Source organism: Methanosarcina sp. KYL-1 (assembly GCF_024372725.1).
In the GTDB taxonomy this organism is placed as follows: Archaea; Halobacteriota; Methanosarcinia; order Methanosarcinales; family Methanosarcinaceae; genus Methanosarcina.
The window spans coordinates 1-18,798 of sequence record NZ_VOUA01000026.1 but is presented as its reverse complement, the minus strand read 5'-3'; the positions used below and the strand labels follow the sequence as shown (position 1 = coordinate 18,798).

The 18,798-nt window shown below is 47.7% G+C and carries 16 protein-coding genes; 10 read left to right on the top strand and 6 right to left on the bottom strand.

The features are described 5' to 3' along the window. Positions 1-660 precede the first annotated feature (660 nt). A complete protein-coding gene (dnaG, locus tag FTO70_RS14440) occupies positions 661-2,241 on the top strand; it encodes a DNA primase DnaG (protein WP_255336466.1) in 1,581 nt (526 codons plus the stop codon). A 522-nt stretch (positions 2,242-2,763) separates the two neighbouring features. Further along, a complete protein-coding gene (locus FTO70_RS14435; protein WP_255336465.1) occupies positions 2,764-3,042 on the top strand; it encodes a UPF0058 family protein in 279 nt (92 codons plus the stop codon). Here FTO70_RS14435 and rimI read toward each other — a convergent pair. After that, a complete protein-coding gene (gene rimI / locus FTO70_RS14430; protein WP_255336464.1) occupies positions 3,026-3,556 on the bottom strand; it encodes a ribosomal protein S18-alanine N-acetyltransferase in 531 nt (176 codons plus the stop codon). The genes FTO70_RS14435 and rimI overlap by 17 nt on opposite strands. A 282-nt stretch (positions 3,557-3,838) precedes the next feature. Beyond that, positions 3,839-5,719, bottom strand: a complete 1,881-nt coding sequence (gene arcS / locus FTO70_RS14425) for an archaeosine synthase subunit alpha (protein WP_255336463.1) — start codon at positions 5,717-5,719, stop codon at positions 3,839-3,841. 277 nt (positions 5,720-5,996) lie between these two features. Here arcS and FTO70_RS14420 point away from each other — a divergent pair, with 277 nt between their 5' ends. The 7 genes from FTO70_RS14420 to FTO70_RS14390 all read left to right on the top strand — a co-directional run bounded on the left by FTO70_RS14420 (position 5,997) and on the right by FTO70_RS14390 (position 12,199). Next, positions 5,997-7,367 (top strand): FAD-binding oxidoreductase, encoded by a 1,371-nt coding sequence (locus FTO70_RS14420; RefSeq protein ID WP_255336462.1) that lies wholly within the window; start codon positions 5,997-5,999, stop codon positions 7,365-7,367. A gap of 4 nt (positions 7,368-7,371) precedes the next feature. Beyond that, positions 7,372-8,523 (top strand): (Fe-S)-binding protein, encoded by a 1,152-nt coding sequence (locus FTO70_RS14415; protein ID WP_255336461.1) that lies wholly within the window; start codon positions 7,372-7,374, stop codon positions 8,521-8,523. 419 nt (positions 8,524-8,942) lie between these two features. Further along, positions 8,943-9,146, top strand: a complete 204-nt coding sequence (locus FTO70_RS14410; protein WP_255336460.1) for a hypothetical protein — start codon at positions 8,943-8,945, stop codon at positions 9,144-9,146. Between the two features lie 450 nt (positions 9,147-9,596). Further along, on the top strand, positions 9,597-9,800 hold the full coding sequence (locus tag FTO70_RS14405; protein WP_255336459.1) for a hypothetical protein: 204 nt from the start codon (positions 9,597-9,599) through the stop codon (positions 9,798-9,800). Between the two features lie 557 nt (positions 9,801-10,357). Further along, positions 10,358-10,888, top strand: a complete 531-nt coding sequence (locus FTO70_RS14400; protein ID WP_255336458.1) for a hypothetical protein — start codon at positions 10,358-10,360, stop codon at positions 10,886-10,888. Between the two features lie 322 nt (positions 10,889-11,210). Next, positions 11,211-11,492 (top strand): hypothetical protein, encoded by a 282-nt coding sequence (locus FTO70_RS14395; RefSeq protein WP_255336457.1) that lies wholly within the window; start codon positions 11,211-11,213, stop codon positions 11,490-11,492. 275 nt (positions 11,493-11,767) lie between these two features. Then, a complete protein-coding gene (locus FTO70_RS14390) occupies positions 11,768-12,199 on the top strand; it encodes a hypothetical protein (RefSeq protein ID WP_255336456.1) in 432 nt (143 codons plus the stop codon). A 233-nt stretch (positions 12,200-12,432) separates the two neighbouring features. Here the strand turns inward: FTO70_RS14390 and FTO70_RS14385 are convergent, their stop codons facing one another. Continuing rightward, positions 12,433-14,265 carry a YgiQ family radical SAM protein gene (locus FTO70_RS14385; RefSeq protein WP_255336455.1) on the bottom strand — a complete coding sequence of 611 codons (1,833 nt, stop codon included), beginning with the start codon at positions 14,263-14,265 and terminating at the stop codon, positions 12,433-12,435. Positions 14,266-14,281: 16 nt separating this feature from the next. Between FTO70_RS14385 and FTO70_RS14380 the strand changes: the two genes are divergently transcribed. Continuing rightward, complete coding sequence (locus FTO70_RS14380) at positions 14,282-14,665, top strand: hypothetical protein (protein WP_255336454.1); 384 nt, start codon at positions 14,282-14,284, stop codon at positions 14,663-14,665. A gap of 193 nt (positions 14,666-14,858) precedes the next feature. Here FTO70_RS14380 and FTO70_RS14375 read toward each other — a convergent pair whose 3' ends face one another. From FTO70_RS14375 to FTO70_RS14365, 3 genes are all read right to left on the bottom strand, one after another. Further along, a complete protein-coding gene (locus tag FTO70_RS14375) occupies positions 14,859-15,500 on the bottom strand; it encodes an MBL fold metallo-hydrolase (RefSeq protein WP_255336453.1) in 642 nt (213 codons plus the stop codon). A gap of 90 nt (positions 15,501-15,590) precedes the next feature. Continuing rightward, complete coding sequence (locus tag FTO70_RS14370) at positions 15,591-16,349, bottom strand: TatD family hydrolase (RefSeq protein WP_255336452.1); 759 nt, start codon at positions 16,347-16,349, stop codon at positions 15,591-15,593. Positions 16,350-16,468: 119 nt separating this feature from the next. Then, the gene (locus FTO70_RS14365; RefSeq protein WP_255336451.1) at positions 16,469-17,965 is read right to left on the bottom strand and encodes a 2-isopropylmalate synthase; all 1,497 of its coding nucleotides are present in this window, start codon (positions 17,963-17,965) and stop codon (positions 16,469-16,471) included. Between the last annotated feature and the right edge of the window lie 833 nt (positions 17,966-18,798).

Here is an 18,798-nt window from a genome sequence, read left to right as displayed (position 1 = left end):
GTATTATCCTGCATTGAATGATATACATAAGAAAAACTTGACTTTGGGCTCTGAGAAACTAATTTCAGGGTTCTTAATACAGAGCTTTTGTTGGGCAAGGACTTTTTCGGGCAGGTGCAGAAACCTCCGGAACACGGCAGGTGCTGCTTTCTACTGCTGAGTCGAAAGTCAGGAACAGCTTTATCTTTAAGAGCTTTAACCCGTGTCTGTAGCAGGACCGGAGTTCTCCACAGATAAAAAAGGTTTCACCCAATAACAGCAGTCCGGGGCAGTCAGCCGGACTACCTGCTGTCATAGGCAATATGGACATTTGTCGGCAGATTCGGGATTTACTTTCCCGGTCGTTAGATATCTTCGATTCTATAAATCTGCCGCTTAAAGGGTTTATTCCTTTGCCAGGGCCTGATAAATCTGATTTCTACTATTTTTGCATTACCTGGCGCTTTACGGGTTCCGGAATAGGGTTAGGTTTGTACTTCAAGCTGCCTTGAAGTTGATATTTCCAATCGAAAGCCAGACCCCCGGAAGACTATACCCGGGTTGTTCGAGAATATTAAACACGTAAAACCAATCCCGGTAAAATCATTCAAAAATCTCAAAGAAAATCATTCAAAAATCATTCACGATAAATTCTTTCACAAGAGTCCAAGGAGAATTCATATGCAAAATACGGATACCACGAAGTATATCATCCACTCCAAAATCAATGCCGATGGGGTTATTGAAAGGCCTGATATCGTCGGCGCAATTTTCGGGCAGACTGAGGGGCTGCTTGGGGCAGATCTTGATCTGCGCGACCTGCAGAAGACCGGCAGGATCGGAAGGATCGAGGTGATGGTCACCGCCAAGGCAGGAAAGACAAAGGGGAACATCTTTGTCCCCTCCAGCCTTGACAAGGTCGAGACATCTATTCTTGCGGCTTCTCTGGAAACCATTGACAGGGTGGGGCCCTGCAGTGCCAAGATCGAGGTTTTCCAGATTGAGGACGTAAGGGCTGTGAAGCGCAAGAGGATCATCGACAGGGCAAAGCTCATCTTCACCAAGATGTTTGACGATACCGTGCCGGAGTCCCAGGAACTTGCCGAGGAAGTCCGGCAGTCCGTGAGGGTTGACGAACTTACTTACTATGGGAAGTCCAGGATTCCCTGCGGGCCCAACGTGGTCAACTCGGACGCCATTATTATTGTGGAGGGCAGGGCTGACATCCTGAACCTGCTCCGCTACGGAATCAAGAATACTATCTGCGTGGGCGGGACAAACATCCCCCCTGAAGTTGCAGAACTTACGAAAAAGAAGACCGTAACCGCTTTTACGGACGGGGACAGGGGAGGAGAACTCATTATCAGGGAACTCCTGCAGGTTGCAGACATCGACTATGTTGCCCGGCCTCCTGACGGCAAGTGTGTGGAAGACCTGGTCCAGAAAGAAATTATCCGGGCCCTTCGCCGGAAAGTTCCTGTGGAACAGATCATTGAGAAGTATGGGATGCAGGAAAAGGAAAGTGAGCAGGTCAGCGCTGGCAGAATGGAACGTGTTTCCGAACGTGTTCCTGAACGTGTTCCTGAACGTGTTCCCAAGCGAAATAAATTGAGGGCACCGGAAGTTGTTCCGCGGGTTGCTGAGAAAAAGCTGCACAAGAGAGTCAAGGTGCACAGGGTCTCTTCCAAGTCGGCTCTCTATGATGAGGAGCATGCTGAAGAAGAAATGGAAGAAGCAGCTCCGGAAAAGCCCTTCCAGGCAGAAAAAGTTGAATTCAGGCCTCCTGTTGAAAAGCCCGTTCCGGAAAAAGTTCCCAGGGGCAAGCCTCAGGTCGAAAAGGTTTCGGCTGTAAAAGTTTCTCCAAGGGAAGCCGTGAGGGTCTCTCCAAGAGAGGCTGTGAAAGTCCAGCCAAGGGAGGCTGTGAAAGTATCTTCCGCTCCGGCCCGTGTTCCGGAAGTCCGCGCAGTTTCTCCGGAGGCTGCCAGGTTCAGGTCCCATGCTGAGGCCCTTAAAGGAACCCTGACCGCCAGGATCCTGGACTCTGAAGATAAGGTTATTGAAGAAATTGCAGTCAGAGACCTTGCAAGCAGGCTGAAGACCTACAGGGATAGTGTCAAAAGCGTGGTCTTTGACGGAGTTATTACCCAGAGGCTTGTTGATATCGCCTCCAGCAACTCCATAAAGAATCTTGTAGGGGTTAAAATCGGAAACCTCGCAAAAGTTCCCACAGATATGGAAGTTTTGACAACAGGTATGCTGTAAGGCCTTTTATTCCCGCCTTACAGTTTTCATTTTTCTTTTTCTTTGTTTTGTTTTTTATCTTTCATTCTTTTTTGTTCCCTTTTCCTTACATCTTATTTTTTGTCTTCATCCCTTTTTTACTTCCTTTTCTTCGTTTATTATTCTTTTTTTGTTTTCATTCCTTTTTTGCTTCTTTTTCCTAATCTATTCTTTTTTAGCTTGCTGAATTGCCTTTTATTACTGGGACTTTTTCGGGGAGTGATATTTAATTTCTCTTTTCAGCTTCCCCATCCTTTATATCTGTATTATTATTTTATTGTGCATATGCAGCTACAAGTCCTGACAGTAACACTACGATTTGGTATAATTTCACACTATTGGGTATTAATTCACACTATCTTCTTCCATCTATCATGATTTATCATATACATTATATAGAAAAGCTTATCTATTATAAGTAGGAACCAATTTTCCTCGGGCAATTCTTTTATTCGGATCAAGATAATATTTAATTGATCTTGTAAAATTGTAGGTCTGTTCGCTATGCACAAGGAAGAACTCATACAACTGCACACATATATGGCCCAAATGAAGAGATATTTTGAAAGGCACGGAGTAACGCAAGAATTCGATGAGTACAAGGCTTTGTCCATAAGCCCTGTCCATATTCACCGGAGCAAGGCGGATCACAAGCGCGCAATTTTTATTTTAGGAGGCGAGCTTGCAAATCTGATGTCCAGAGACGATCCCCTTTTTGAGGAAGCCTCTGCTCAGATGAGGGAAACCATAACTTCCGCCCTCAAAATTATGGGTAATAACTGACCTGGCCCCGGATAGTGGAAAAGAATTCATTACTTGAAAAATCCGGTTCGAGATATCTTTGTTTGGATATCAATAGGCGGTATGGGTGAAGGTGCATTTTCATTACCATCCCATCTTCCCCATCTGAATAATACTTTTTTTCGGTCCAGCAGGATGTGAACCCTATGGACCTGTACAGTTTTTGCGCTCCTGTATTGCTGTTTCTCACTTCCAGCCTTGCGTACTTGAGGCCGTTTGCAACAAAGAGGTCGCAAATGGAGTAGATCAGTTCCGTACCGATCCCTCTTCCCCTGTATTCTTCTCTTACGCCGATAGAAAAAATATGGCCTTCGTTTTCTGCGGAACGGTAACCTACAACGTACCCCACGACTCTTCCGTCCTCCTCTGCGACAAGGAGCCCATCCCCCACCATTTCATAAAAATTCATATACACCAGGGGGTTGTGTTCCGAAAAAGCCTCCATCTCAATTTCGACGATTTCCTGAAAGTCCTCGGGTGTGAAATGCCTTATCATAACTTAATATATGTCCCTGCCTTTTAATTACTTCTTCGAATGGAGGCCCCCATTCCAGGAGGCTTTTCCAGGCCGGCATTCTTTCCTGCAGCCTGATCTCCTAATTTTCAAGCCAGTTGCTCTGATTTCAGTCTTAAATGTATTTATTTCAGGCTTGCATGTATTTATTTCAGGCTGGTCTGCCTTTTATATTTCACTTTAACCTGCTGTCCGGGTTCAGGCTTATCTACCGGGGAACAGGTGCTACTTCTCCCTGAGATCCGGGGCCAGGGTTTTAGCGGCTCAGAGCTTTTTAACATGCCTGACAGCTACGGCAATTCCTCTGCTTGCTTTTTCCATTTCCTGCCCGCTCATAAGGGCCCTGCCCACGCAGAGGGCTCTTTTCCCGAGGATGATTACCTCATCATTCGGCCGGATCCCGGGGTCTGCCGCAACCACGCCTGGTGCCAGAATAGAGCCTTTTGGGATAAAGTCGTCAATTTGTACCACGTAGTTACCACTTTTTACCATCAGCTCCGCACCTTCAGGAGAAAGGGCCAGCATCCCGTACTGGGGCACCAGAGTTGCAAGCTGTTTTTTCCCGGAAAAGAGCTGGTATTTCGGGAAGCGCCCTTTCACGGCAAGGCTTCCGGCTTCCTCAGGGAAGAGGAGCCCTGCAGCTTCTCCGAACTGGTAGCCTGCAATTGCCCGCACAAAGTTCTTTTTTTCCTCTTCCGAATTCTGGCTCTTCCGGCTGAAATTTTCGGATGTGCAGAGGGCTTCGACGGCATTTTTCAGGCTTGAAAGGGCTTCAAAAGACGTGAGGCTTTCTTCTGCCGTGTAGATGATCTCGATTCCAAGCTTTTTTCCCACCATTTCGCAGATTTCCCTGTAGGCTCCGTCTACGTGGGCAAGGACTGCCTTATACCTGTATTTTTCAAGATAGGCTTCGAGGCAGCCGGAAACCCAGGCTTTTTCCTCCTCGTCCCAGTGCCCGGTAACTGCGGTGTCGTAGTGAGCGGCAGGGTAGGTCAGTTCCAGTTCCCGGGGAACGATTCCCAGGGGAGAGGTGATGATGACTTCGTGGACGAATTTCCGGTATTTGCCAAGGGCCAGCATGAACTTCTGGTGGGACTGGGAAATGGAATAAGGCTTTTTGGCTGCGCAGGGGAGGAGCAGGAGGATGTCCAGGTCGGGGGGAGTGTACCTTTCCTGTACCCTCCTTGCAAACCTTGCCACCTCGATCCTGGTAAGGGATTCGGAAGTATCCGCAAGGAGCTGGTTTTGCCGGAACGCCGGGACCTTTTCTTCCAGGTAGGCATACTCGAAATCGCCCAGGCGGAGCAGGGCGGTCAGCCAGGGCCTGACCCTGCACTGGCCTTCTACGTATTCCCTCAGGGTTCCTGCCCGGATTTTCTCCCGGACAAGAGCCAGCTCGGCTTCAAGTGCGTCACGGTTGTGGGCTGCAAGTAGCTTTGCCCTGTCGACCTTTGGAAGAGCCCGGAATTCTTCGGGAGTGGTGGAGGCACAGACCCTGCACCTGCAGGGAAACTCGGTCAGGGCATCAAGGTAGAACCTGCCTGCAGCAGTCAGGTAATGGTCGGAATAGGCCGCAGTTTCCGTCCGGGTGTCGTCCAGGACATCGATTCCGAGGTAGGCAAGCATTGCTGCATTTTCCGGAAGGGCAAGGGAGGGCGCGTAGAGGGCAGTATCCGGGGGAATCCTGCTCTTCAGGTCAAGGAGAGTTTCCAGAAACCTCCGTGCGTTGTTCTCAAGGGTCCCGGCCCCTTCCATGACATAGAGGTCACTTTTTTTGGGCTCTTCCCATGCCCTGAGGAGGGAACCCGTTGGTCCTTCTACTGCCGCCTTTTCGGCGCTTTCCCGGGCAGAGGTTTCGGCTTTTCCCCTTGAATCGGCAGGGACAGCCGGAGGATAGGCCTGGTGGGGCAGGATTATGATGGCTCCTTCTCCTGCTTTTTCCCGGATTTGCTTTATATGTGCTTCCTGCTCTTCCGGGGACTTCTCACTCCAGAAGCTGCCTGCATCTACAATTGGGCCCGGGGTCTCAAGGTTTCCCAGGTCTGCCGTGTGCAGGACGCAGGGGGTGCGAATTTCGGAGGAAAGCAGGAGTTTTCCTACCCTTGCTGCTCCGTCTCTCTGTTCTACCTCAAAGTATCGTGTCATGTCTGTCCTCTTATGTCTGTCCGGATTAAAGCTTTGCCCTGCTTCCTCTCCTGAGGAGGTTTTGCTTTTTCGTTTATGATTTACAGTGATTTCTTTGTAGTGATCTGTTTTACAGTGGTTACATTAAAGTAATATGCCTTATAGGGGGGAAGGAGGATGGTATATTCTTATATATTATTAATCTTGATTATGTGCTGCAAATTATCTATCTCCTGTCTGTCTTTACCTTTGACAGAGTTTCTATTTTTGCATCTGAATTCCAAACTTGAGGTCTATAATGGATATAACTGCAGAGCTTCGAGAAATCGTTGGCGTGCGCTTCTCGGTCTCGCCTTCGGAACTTTATTGTTATTCTTCTGACGCATCCCAGGTCAAGGGGATGCCCGAGTACGTGGTACGCCCGGAAAGCACGGAAGAAGTCAGCCGCATTGTCAGACTTGCCTATGAAAATGAAATCCCGGTGACTGCCAGGGGAGCAGGTACGGGGCTTGCAGGCGGAGCCGTCCCCGTAAAAGGGGGCATAGTGCTGGATATGTCGGGCATGAACCGCATCCTTGAAATCGATATTGATAACATCCAGGTAGTCGTGGAACCCGGAGTCATCCAGGACGCCTTAAACGACGTGTTAAAGCCATACGGCTTTTTCTTCCCCCCTAACCCGGGCAGTTCTGCCATGTGCACCATCGGGGGAATGATCGCTTACAACGCAAGCGGAATGCGCTGCGTCAAATACGGAACTACCAGGAACTATGTCCGGGACCTGGAAGTGGTGCTTGCGGATGGGACTGTCATCCACACGGGTTCGAAGATGCTGAAATCCGCAGCAGGTTATGACCTGACCCAGCTGTTGATAGGGTCCGAAGGCACTCTTGGGATCATAACAAAAGCAGGCCTGAAGATCGCCCCTCTCCCGAAGGCCCGGAAACTGGTCATTGCGGCCTTTGAAAGCGCGGAACTTGCAGGAAAGGCGGTTGTAAAGACCTTTTCAAACGGTGTCACCCCCTCAGCCTGCGAGATCCTGGACAGGGTTTCCCTGCAGGTCCTGAAGCGCTATGACCCGAAGCTTGTGCTTCCTGCAGAAGGGGACGTTATCCTCTTCGAGGTGGACGGCACGGAAAATTCGGCGCATGAAGCTGCAGAACAGATAATAGAGGTCTGTTCCCCCCTTGCCCTTTCCATCAAGCTTGCGGAAAGTGAAAAGGAGATGGCAGACATCTGGGCGGCCAGGAAGCTTGTCGGGGCTGCAGTTTCCCGCCTGGACCCCACCAAGACCCGGATTTACGTGGGAGAAGACGTTGGAGTCCCCATGAAGCAGGTCCCCGAACTTCTCCGGCGGGCGCAGGAAATTTCCGAGGAATTCAACCTTCCTGCCATGAAGTACGGGCACATAGGGGATGGAAACCTTCACCTCGCTCTGTTTATCGATGTCCTGGACGAAGACGAGTGGGACCGCCTGAACAAAGCTGCAGACAGGATCCACAGGACCGCAATCGAACTCGGAGGCACGGTCAGTTCCGAACACGGTGTGGGTGCTGCCCGGGGCCAGTACATGGAAGCCCAGTGGGGCCCTGCTTTTGAAGTGATGCGGACGATCAAAAAAGCCCTTGACCCGAAGGGGGTCCTTAATCCGGGCAAACTGGGATTGTGAGAGAATGAAAAACGAAGGAAAAAAAGAAACTGAGAAGGCAAAAGAAATGAAGGCAGGTGAAATAAAGAAGGCAGGTAAATTATGCGAAAATTTTGAGATCGACCGCAGGTCGGTCTACAAATGCGTTCAGTGCGGGACCTGCCGCTCGGTCTGCCCGGTCTTTGATGTGGTGGGCTGGGAATCCGCCAATACCCGCGGCCGCATGCTTATCATCAAGAGCCTGCTCGAAGGCAGGGAACCTTCGGAAGACGTCCTCCCAAGCCTAGCAACCTGTACGACCTGCGGGATCTGTGCCGCCAAATGCCCGGCCGGGGCAAACCCCCCTGAAGTCGTGGAAGCTGCCCGCGCCCAACTTGTGAAATGCGGAATCACAACGGAAGGCCAGGAAAAGCTAAGGTCTGCGGTCACAACCAGCGGCAACTCATTCGGGGAAACCAAATCCCGCCTGCACTGGCTCCCCGAGTCCGAACGCTTAGGGCTTCCAGAAAAGTCCGATTACGTCTACTTCGTGGGCTGTTTCGATTCTTACCGCTACCCAGAGTTTGCAAAGAAGACCTTTGAGGTCCTGCAGCGCTTCGGAGTCACCCTCCTTCCGGACGAGCAGTGCTGCGCTTCTCCCCTCCTGCGCACAGGCTTCAGGGAAGACGCAGGAAGAATCATGGAGCACAACCTTGAGCAGATAAGGAAAGTTGGCGCCCACACGATCATCACGGGCTGCGCCGGCTGCTATACAACTCTCAAGAACAATTACCCTGAAAAGCTCAGGGTAATCAGCCTCCCCGAGTTCCTGGCCGAGCACCTCGGCGACCTGAAGCTCAAACGCCTCCCCCTCACCGTCACCTACCATGACCCCTGCCACCTGGGCAGGCACAACAAGGTCTACGACGCTCCCCGGGAGGTCATAAAAGCCATCTGCACCCTCAAGGAGATGAAAAACATAAAAGAAAACTCCCGCTGCTGCGGCGGCGGAGGCGGGGTCCGGATCGGCTATCCCGACATCTCCCTCGAACTTGCAAAAAAGCGTATCGAAGACGTGCCCGAAGGCGTGGACTACCTCGTCACTTCCTGCCCCCTCTGCGTGAGGAACCTCAGGGACGCAGCCGGGGATGTCGAGGTAATCGATATAGTCGAGCTTGTGGCAATGGCGCTGGAATAAGTTTAGCTGCTGATGTAAGTTTAGCTGCTATGGTTTATCGTGTATTGACCTTGTATTGATTGGTTTTGCCGGCTCGGGCTGGTCCCACTCCGGCTTAACTGATTTCTTTTTCTGCTCCAGGAAGCGGTTTTTCCTGATGTGAAGTCAATAATTATTTAAACTCAATAATTATTTTTTTGCACTTTCCGTTTTTTAATCTCAATTATTTTTAGTCGTAAACGTCGTATAATTTTTATCATTTTTGATACACACAACGATAAGATGTCCACCATCTGCCAGCACTATATTTTTATCTCTGGAAGGCGACTTTTGTTTATTGAATCATAGAGGGAATAAGCTTTAGAAATATATTGGAGGATAGGGTCGTGAGTTGTACGCCGATTAAATTCCGCAACGTTCCGCCTGATGTGTTTAATTGCATGAAGAAAAAGCTTCAAGAATATGGCATCCATGTCCCTCCGGGTAACAGGGGAGAAATTTCAGGTAAAGGGGTTACTGCAGAGTTTGAGTGGGATGGGGAATCTCACCTCACCATCACCATCACGGAGAAACCGTTTATCGTCAGCTGCGGAGCAGCCGCGGGGAAAATAAAGGGCTTCGTAAAAGAGTGCCACGGGTCCTGAGGACAAATTCGGGAGACGTTTCCCGAGAGAAGTTTCGGGATTCTGGCCTGATACCAGGTAAAAATCAGGGCGTCCTGCACGTATCTTTGCCCTTTCGGCTCTTTACTCTTTACTCTTTACTCTTTTCCTTTTCTTTTCCACCCTTTCAGGCGTATGAAAATATGAATTATTTTTAATATGTTAGCAACATTTTTATACTTAGAAGTGTTAAACTATTTTGCAGATGTTCGGGTGTGTGCCGGGTATGAATTCCATCTGCTATTGTTATGAACACATTCTACTTTCTATCAGTGTTCCTGTCTATAAGTTGCACAGCCAAACATCTGCCCCTTATAAAAATAAGAGCCTCCGATAAAAGTAAGAACCTCTATAAAAATAAGAAGGAGAAAGAGAATTATGGCATGTACTCCAGTAACATTTCACAGTGTCACACCGGACGTATTCAATTGTATGAAACAAAAACTTGAGGCTGCGGGCATTCACGTACCCCCAGGAAACAAAGGTGAACTTTCAGGACAGGGCGTTGTTGCCGATTTCGACTGGGACGGTTCGACAAATCTAACGATTACGGTCAAAGAGAAACCCTTCTTTATCAGCTGCGGAACAGTGATCGGAAAAATTCAGGATTTCGTTCACCAGTGCCATGGAAATTAAGCTGAAAATTTAAGTATGGGAATTCCTCTTGTCTCGCCTCTGTAAAAATCGCATCTCTGTAAAACGTACAGCTCTCTAAAAAACGTCTCATTCTCTGGACCCGGGTTGCGGAAAGTTACTTCTTTTGTATCCCGGGTAATTCGGGGATTTATTCTCCCGATTCAGGGTAATTAAAGGCCTGCGGAAAGATGGCTGAAAGTGTGGAATAGCCTGAAGCCCGTAACACCTGAAAACGTATCTGAAAATTCTTACCGAAAGGAAAATCAGCTATTTAAATTCTAGATGTATGAATGAATTTTATACAATCTTTTTTAAAAAAATAATCTTGTTCAGGATCATTTTTTATAAATTTTGTTTCCCATATCCTTTTTTACATATTTGTATTATTTTACTATGTGTATAAAACGAGTGATATAAATAAATATACCATGATGGTATTTTTCCATAAACACTGTATAAAATGTTTATAGTGCTTTATTTATTCAAATGGGGGTCTTAATATTAAGGGGATAAAATTTGTCTTACCTTTGGCGGTATTGTTAGTTTTGCTGAGTTCCATGCCAAGCGCCTCAGCTTGTTTCGTTGATGTCAAACCAGGTTCATGGCCCAATTCCATTAACGTATGCAACAATGGAGTAATTCCTGTGGGAATTGCGTGTTCAGCGGTGAACTTGGAAGCAGAGGAATTAAAAAATGACATTGCAATGATTAAAGTTGTGATTAAATATTATGATAATGATGCTGAGACGCCATGTTGGAAATGGGCAACCTGGAAGGAATTCACGGAAAATGACATTGATAAGTTAAAGCTCAACATCGAAGATGTGACATGTCTTGTAGGTTCTGTGGAAGAAAGAGGCTATGAAAATTATGATGGTACCGATGATTGTCCAGATCTCATAATGAAATTCAGAACTCAGGATATCTTTGGATGTTTTGATCCTTCTATGTATGAGGGTAAAGAAGTTCGTTTCTATGTATATGCATACAGCAGTTGCGGTGATGAAATCTTTAATTCATTTGATGAAATCAGGTTCGCACCCGTAAATTTCGATGAACTTGATAGTAACGAAAAGCAAAAAAAATGATATTTTTGAAGGATTTTTCATTCAGGCAGGAAAATGTAAATCCATAATTAGTGGGGGGCAGTTCCCCTGAAATTATAAAATTTACTTTTCCTGCTCCTCTTTTTTCATCGGAAATTTCATGCATCTCCTTCAAAATCTGGTCTTCCAATCTGTTTAATTCTTTTCTATTGATTTCTGGGGGTATAGCCAAAAATTATATTCTGGTTTGGGTTTGTCTAAGATTATTTTTTATAGTCCCGAGCATTAATAAAATTCTATACTTTGTTTTGTACCAGCAAAAGAAGCGGGATAATTTGCGGAAAGAACAGGGAGGAAACCGGATATGGGCGGAAGGAGACTGAAAGAGGAAGGATGCCGGGGGATTAAATTTAAGGACGTAACTCCTGAGGTTTTTTCCTGCATGAAGAAAAAATTGCAGGTATATGGGATGGAAGTCACGCCGGGAAATTCCGGAATGCTGGAAGGAAACGGCATAGTGGCCCATTTCAGCTGGGACGGGGAAGAACATCTTGTAATTGAGGTCAAGGAAAAGCCCTGGCATTTCTACTGCGGACAGGTGAGCGGAAAACTCAGGTCTTTCATGAGGGAATGTCAGGGGTATTAAAACAAAAATCCTGATTTTTACAGTTCTGGAAGCGTATTTTTTATTTACTTCATTTTGCTTCAATGAGCATATCAATTATCAGAATGATTCTTCCAAACCTGAGTTTAGTGCATATTTTTCTATACAAAGGGAATATTATTGCCTGTAATAATATAAAAACGAATTTTATAATCCTTAAAAAAATAAAAACCTTCCCCTGACCGTTTTCTAAATGGATTTAAACCCGAATCCATACTTGCTGGTCAGTGGTTTGTTTTATAAAAAGGGGGAAAAATATGAAAGGGATTAAATTAACTGTAGCTTTGCTAGTAGCGCTGGCTTTACTGGCTTCTGCATCAAACGTCAGTGCAACAGGCTCAAATGATAGATGTTATAAAGAAGTATCTATAGATGTCAAACCTAATGCGCTCAACCTTGGCAGCAACGGCGTAGTAACAGTTAATATTGACCGCGATTGTGAGCTTCAAGATTGTGAATGTATTAAAGTTGTGGCCGTGGGTTTGTTGAAGGATGGAAATAAAATTCCTCTGAATTACGATTGCTATAAGGTAAAGTACGGTAAAGATATTACTGTGCAATTTAAAGACCTGGACGTTTATGGATGCCCTCCGGATGCAAATAAACTGTACATCGTATTTAAGTGTTGGAATGGCTGTTACTATAAGTATTATTACGGCTGTGACTGTATCAGGCTGGTCCCGCCCTAAATAAATAATACTGAATGATCAGGGCTTTATGAAATTATTCTCACCAAAAAGCCCTTTAGATCTTTTATTTTTTTTCTTTTGTGGGAAACCGCCAGAAAAGGCGGCGGGAGATGCCGGGAGATTTTTCAAAAATCAAAAAAAAGTTAATCCTGTTTTCCCGAAAATTATTTTCCCGAAAATTATTTTCCCGGATCCCGTGGTGAGTACTTAGAAGCAAAGTACTTAAGAAGCAATTATCTTTCCTGTTCTTTCCTCTCTTTCTTCTCTTTCCTTTCTCTTCTCCTTATCAAGCAGTTCCAGGCATTTCCCACAAGGTCCAGCCTTCCTGCCCTTTCCAGGGCCTCATATACAAGCTCGTAATTTGCAGGATTCTTATAGTGCATGAGGGCTCTTTGCATGGCTTTTTCTTTTTTGTCCCGAGCCACGTACACTTTTTTACCCGTGAAGGGATCGAGTCCTGTATAATACATGCAGGTGGACACGGTCATCGGGGTCGGGGTGAAGTCCTGGACCTGTTCGGTGTACCCGCCGCGGTCCCGCATGTACTCGGCCATCTCGATCATGTCTTCCAGGGTGCAGTCCGGGTGGCTCGACATCAGGTAGTTTACGATGTACTGCTCCTTGCCGCACTTTTTGTTAAGGATTTTGAACTTTTCGGCAAACTTCTCGTAGACTTTCCTGTCCGGCTTGCACATTGCGTCCGTGACCCGCTTTGAGAAATGTTCCGGGGCGACCCTGAGCTGTCCGCTGATGTGGTGGGCGCAGAGTTCTTCTAAGTACTCCTCGTCCTCAAGGGCAAGGTCGTAACGCACCCCGTAGCCGGTAAAGACCTGTTTGACCCCGTGAAGTTCTCGCAGGCTGCGGAGGAGTTCGAGCAGTTTTTTGTGGCTCGTGTCAAGGGCAGGGCAGATCCCGGGGTGGAGGCAGGCTTTGTCCAGGCAGGCCCCCTTCTTTGCCCAGGTCCTGCACTCCATGCCGTACATGTTGGCCGTGGGCCCGCCTACGCCGTTGATAATGCCCTTGAAGTCAGGTTTTTCCGTAAGCCTCCTTGCTTCGCGGAGCAAGGACTCGGGGCTGCGGCTTGCAATCATGCGCCCCTGGTGCTGGGTAATGGCACAGAAGGCGCAGCCTCCGAAGCAGCCCCTGTGCGTGGTAAGGGAGAACTTCACCATCTCCAGGGCAGGGACGGTCTCGGTGTAAGAGGGATGGGTTTCACCTGTGAAGGGCAGCTCATAAACATGGTCAAGTTCAGCTTCAGTCAGGGCGCGCATGGGCCTGTTCTGCACGACCACGGTTTTCGGGTGGGGCTGGATAACGCTTTTTCCAGTGACAGGGTTTTGTTCCATGAAATACATGCGGAAGGCTTTTGCGAAGGCAGCTTTGTCCTGCGAGACCTCGGAGAAAGAGGGGATTTCGATGCAGTTTTCGGAATCTCTTTCTCTGCCCTCTACTTTCAGGTCTTTCCAGGCCTTAACCTCCATTTTCCAGACCGTGCCGGGGATGTCCCTTACCTCTTTGACATCTTCTCCCGCCTGCAGCCTCTTTGCAAGCTCTACGACCTGAAGTTCTCCCATGCCGTAGACCAGCAGGTCGGCCGGGGCATCGGCCAGGATGGACTGCCTGACCTTATCCGAAAGATAATCGTAATGGGCAAAGCGGCGCAGGGAAGCCTCTATTCCTCCTATTACAATGGGTACATCAGGGAAGGCCTCTTTTATCCTGTTAGAATAGATGATCACAGCCCGGTTAGGGCGCAGGCCCGGCCTGCCTCCGGGGGAGTATGCGTCCTTTTCCCGCGGCTTCAGTCCCGGCGTCAGGTTGCTGACAATGGAGTCCGTGTTTCCCGCACTTACGGAAAAAAAGAGCCTGGGCTTCCCCAGTTTCTTAAATTCCTCAGGGTTGTCCCAGCGGGGCTGGGCAATGATCCCGACCTTGAAGCCGGCATCTTCGAGCACCCTTCCGATGATCGCAGTCCCGAAACTGGAGTGGTCAACATAGGCGTCGCCTGTGACCAGGATGATATCAAGTTCCTTCCATCCCCGGGCTTTTGCTTCTTCCAGGCTCATGGGAAGGAATTTTGAAGTGGATAAGGGTGAAGAAAGGTATTTTGGGGTTTTTGTTCCGGGCTTTCTTTCAGGCTTCGTTACCTCCCTATTTACTGTTTTTTCTCCGTATTTTGTTTCAGGGCCCGTCTTTTTCTCTTTTTTAACTTCTTTTTTTACTTCTCTTTTTGTTTCAGTTTCAGGTGCCTGTGTTTTCTTTATTGTTTTTCTTGAAACAAAAAAACCCGTTTCCCTTTCTTGCCTTTCTCTATCTGGTCTTCCCTTGTTTGTATTTTCCCGGTCTGGTTTTTTCCCATCTAACTTTTCCCTGTTTGACCTTTCTTTGTGGAACTTTTTCTTTTCCTTCGGAACTTCTGCTTCTTTTTTCATGATCAGCTTCCAGGCTCCCGTACCTCTTTCTTAGCTTTTAAATAGTTTTCCCGTTCAGGTGGTCCCTATTTCTAATTGTTTCCTTATTCCTGTTCCTGTCATTTCCCCTGGCTATATGTCTCCGGCTATATGTCTCCGACTATATGTCTCCGGCTATATGTCTCCGACTATATGTCTCCGACTATATGTCTCCGACTATATATCCCCGGCTATCATACTCCCGGCTATCATACTCCCATCATCATACTTAACATCCTGTAAGAGGCCATGATCTGTTTGTTTCCGTCCCTGTCTGTGGGAGCTCCGTGCCCCGAGTACAGGTTTTTCACGTCGAGTTTTGTGAGTTTTTCCACGGAGCCGAGCATCTTTTCAGGCTCCGAGCCTTCAAAGTCCATTCTTCCGAACCCTCCGCCGGGAAACACCGTGTCTCCGGAAAAAAGGCTCTTTGAGGCGGGTTCGTAGAGGCAGATGCTCCCCCTTGAATGTCCTGGGGTGTGGATAACTTCCAGGAACTCCCCGTTTCCTATTGGGATCTGGTCCCCTTCCTCGTAAGTGATGACAGGCTTGACAGTGGGGGATTTCTCTCCGAAAAGCACGGAGACACTGAGGTACTCGTCGTTTACGCCTTCAAGGTCTGCTTTGTGGATCCCTACCTTCGCCCCACTCTTTTCTGAAATGGACGCGGCTGCAGCTGTGTGATCATAGTGGCAGTGGGTCAGGATTATGAGTTCAAGTTCGTTGAGCTTGATGTATTTCTCCAGTTCTTTGATGATCAGTGCGCTGTTCATACCCGCATCAATCAGGACCTTTCTGTTTACAAGGTAGACGCTGGAATCATAGGCCGTAGGGCAAATGTACTGGACTTCCATGGTTTTCTCCTTTTTTCCTCTCTTTTGCCATTTTATCAATGTGGAATCTCTTGACGTTTTAAAATCTTAAAACCTTAAAACCTTAAAGTCTTAGATGTTAAAAACCCTGTGTGCATTTTCAGTTGCGGCTTTTGCAACTTCTGCCGGCTCCATCTCCTTAAGCTGTGCGACCACGGGGATCGAGTCCGTTATAAACGCAGGCTCGTTTCTTCCTTTGCGGGGGGAGAGGAAAGGACTATCGGTTTCCAGGAGCAGGTTTTCAAGGGGAACTTCAGCTGCAAGGGTTTGGTGGTGTTCGGAAAAACAGACGAGGGTTGCCAGGGAAATATAATAGCCTGCGTCCACGATTTCTTTCATGGTCTCAACAGAGCCGCTGTAGCAGTGGTAGATAACGGTGTCCATTCCCCTGACAAGTTCCAGGACTTCAGCTTCGGCCAGCCGGGCGTGCACCACCAGGGGTTTTTCCAGGGTTTTTGCAAGCTCGATGACCTTTTCGAACGAAGCGGTCTGCCTTTCCCGCTCTTTATTTGTTTTACAGTCCTGGAAATCCAGGCCAGCCTCCCCGATTCCTGCGGCTTTTTCGGCATTTGCTTCTATCTGGGCCAGGATTGCATCGATCTCTTCGGCGCTGCCTTCCCTTCCGATGTCAGGGCTGAGGCCCAGGACGGCATGGATGTCCTCGTAGCTCTCCGCAAGTTCAAGGCTCATAAGGTTTCCCTTCAGGGAAATTCCGGAGTTGACCATTCCGACAACCCCGGCTTCCCGGGCCCGGAGGATAACCTCGTGCCGGTCGCGGTTGAATTTGGGAAAATCAAGATGGCAGTGGGAATCAATGATTGGATAAGGCATGGGTCCTGTATTCCATTTCATTTTATTTTACTTTTTATACATTCATTGTGGAATACAGGCCCAAAAACTAACAGGGCACTTGCCTTATCTGGTTTTATGCTTGCTTTTTGCTCATTAATTCACTTTTTATACAGCAGGTTCATGGCGTTTACAAGGGCTTCTACTGAGGCCATGACAATGTCCGGGTTTGCGGACCTGGCAGTTACGATCCTGCCTTTTTCGTTTTCGAGGCCTATATACACATCTGCAAGGGCATCGGCCCCACCTGTGATGGCATCGATCCTAAACTCATGGAGTTTGAAGTGGTTGCTTTCGCCCAGGATATCCCGGACAGCCTTGAGGGCGGCATCCACAGGGCCAACTCCTGTTCTTGCGGCTACTATTTCTTTGCCGTCGATATCTGCTTTAACTACGGCAGTGGGCGTCAGGATGTTGCCCGTCATCACCGAGACTTCCTTAAGTTTGATCAGCTCTTCCTCAGAGCTTGCCTTCCCGAGCACGGCAGAAGCAACCGCGTAAAGGTCGGCGTCGGTGATCTGTTTTCCTTTGTTTGCGATTTCCTTGATTCTGAACACAATCTCATCGAGCTGCTTGTCATTTGTTTTTATACCAGCAGATTCGAGGGACTGCTTAACTGCGTGTTTGCCTGTATGTTTGCCAAGGACTATGCGCCTCCTGTGCCCCACCATCTCCGGGGTCATGATGCCCGGCTCGAAGGTTTCGGATTTTTCAAGCACTCCCTGGCTGTGTATTCCGGACTCGTGGGAAAAGGCGTTTTGCCCGACAACCGGAGTGTTTGGCGGAAGCCTGACTCCAGTGTAGTTTTCCACCATCTTCGAAGTCTCAACCAGGTATTCGGTCCTGATGTTCGTCTTTGCTCCGTAGATTGCCGTAAGGCCCATCACGGTCTGGGAAATGTCAGCATTTCCTGCACGTTCTCCGATACCGTTTACTGTGACCTGGACCTGGGACGCCCCTGCCTCCACCGCCATCAGGCTGTTTGCTACCGCAAGCCCGAAGTCGTTGTGGCAGTGCACATCTATGGGAATCGTTATCTCGGCTGCAATGTCCTTAATCTGCCTGTACATCGCGGACGGAACCATAATGCCCACTGTATCGGGCACGTTGATGATATCGCATCCTGCTTCCTGGACAGCTTTGAAGACCTCTTTGAGATAGGCAGGTTCGGTCCTTGTGGCGTCCATAGCAGAAAACATACATTTCAGCCCGTGGTCCTTGATGTACTGGACAGCTTCTACAGCCAGTTCGACGACTTCTTCCCGGCTCTTTTTGATGGTATAAATCCTCTGTACATCCGAGGTCGGGACGAAAGTGTGCACAAGGCCAACGTCGCTTTCAAAACAGGCATCGATATCTTTTTTCAGCACTCGAGCAAGTCCGCAGACTACCGCATCAAGCCCGGCATTAGAAATCGATCTTACGGATTCTTTGTCTCCTTCCGAGGAGATTGGGAACCCCGCTTCTATAATGTCTACCCCGAGTTTGTCAAGTTGATGGGCGATTTCCAGCTTCTGGGTAGAAGTCAGGGATACTCCCGGGGTCTGTTCTCCATCACGCAGTGTGGTGTCAAAAACGCTTACTTTCTTATTCTGCATGGGTTCGATGTAAAAATCGATCCCTTCTTTCAGTTGTTACATCCATGGTAATCATCTACATGGATGTATGTTTCTGGTATATAAACGCCACGTAGTATTTAAATGAACTTTTCAATAGGATTCTGTAAGTTTACTTTCTTGATTTTTAATAGGAAACTATATATACTAGATGCCCCATTCTAGGGTTGCTTCTCAGAGCGTAACAAGCTATCCGGGAAGTAAAAACAGAATTAGAAAAACGAGCTTAAAGGTACCCCAAGACGGAAATTGAAAAAACGGAAGTAAAAGGTACTTGGATAAGTTGCCTGAATATGGCGGCTCATAAAAACGGTCCAATTGATGGATTCGAAAGTACAACTCTTTTGAATTCCTTTGGCTCTTCAAAATTCACATTAAAATTGTTCGATCTTCTCCTGGATGAGAAGGTTTATATACCAAGAATGCTATGTTAGCAATCCCTCACACAGCTCAATTGTGTGAGCAAAGGTCCATGATCCGATCTTTCCTGATCGGGAGGCAAAGTACATGATTTCGGGCAGAACTTCTGAATTTGTCTGAAACTGTGCGTAAAAATTGCCTGAATCAAAACCTTTATATACCAAGAATGCTATGTTAGCAATCCCTCACACAGCAAAAGTGTGATGGTTCAAACAAATCTCTGTTATCTTTTAATGGAGACGGGAGTTGTTTCCTGTCTGACGAGGATTTTTGTCGGTTCGGTTAATTCTGGTCGGTGGGTTGTTCTACAATCTATCGCAAAACTGAATAACCGAATTGATGGTTGTTAGTGCAGTTTCTGCGACCAAGACCTTTAAGTGTGCGATACATTAATT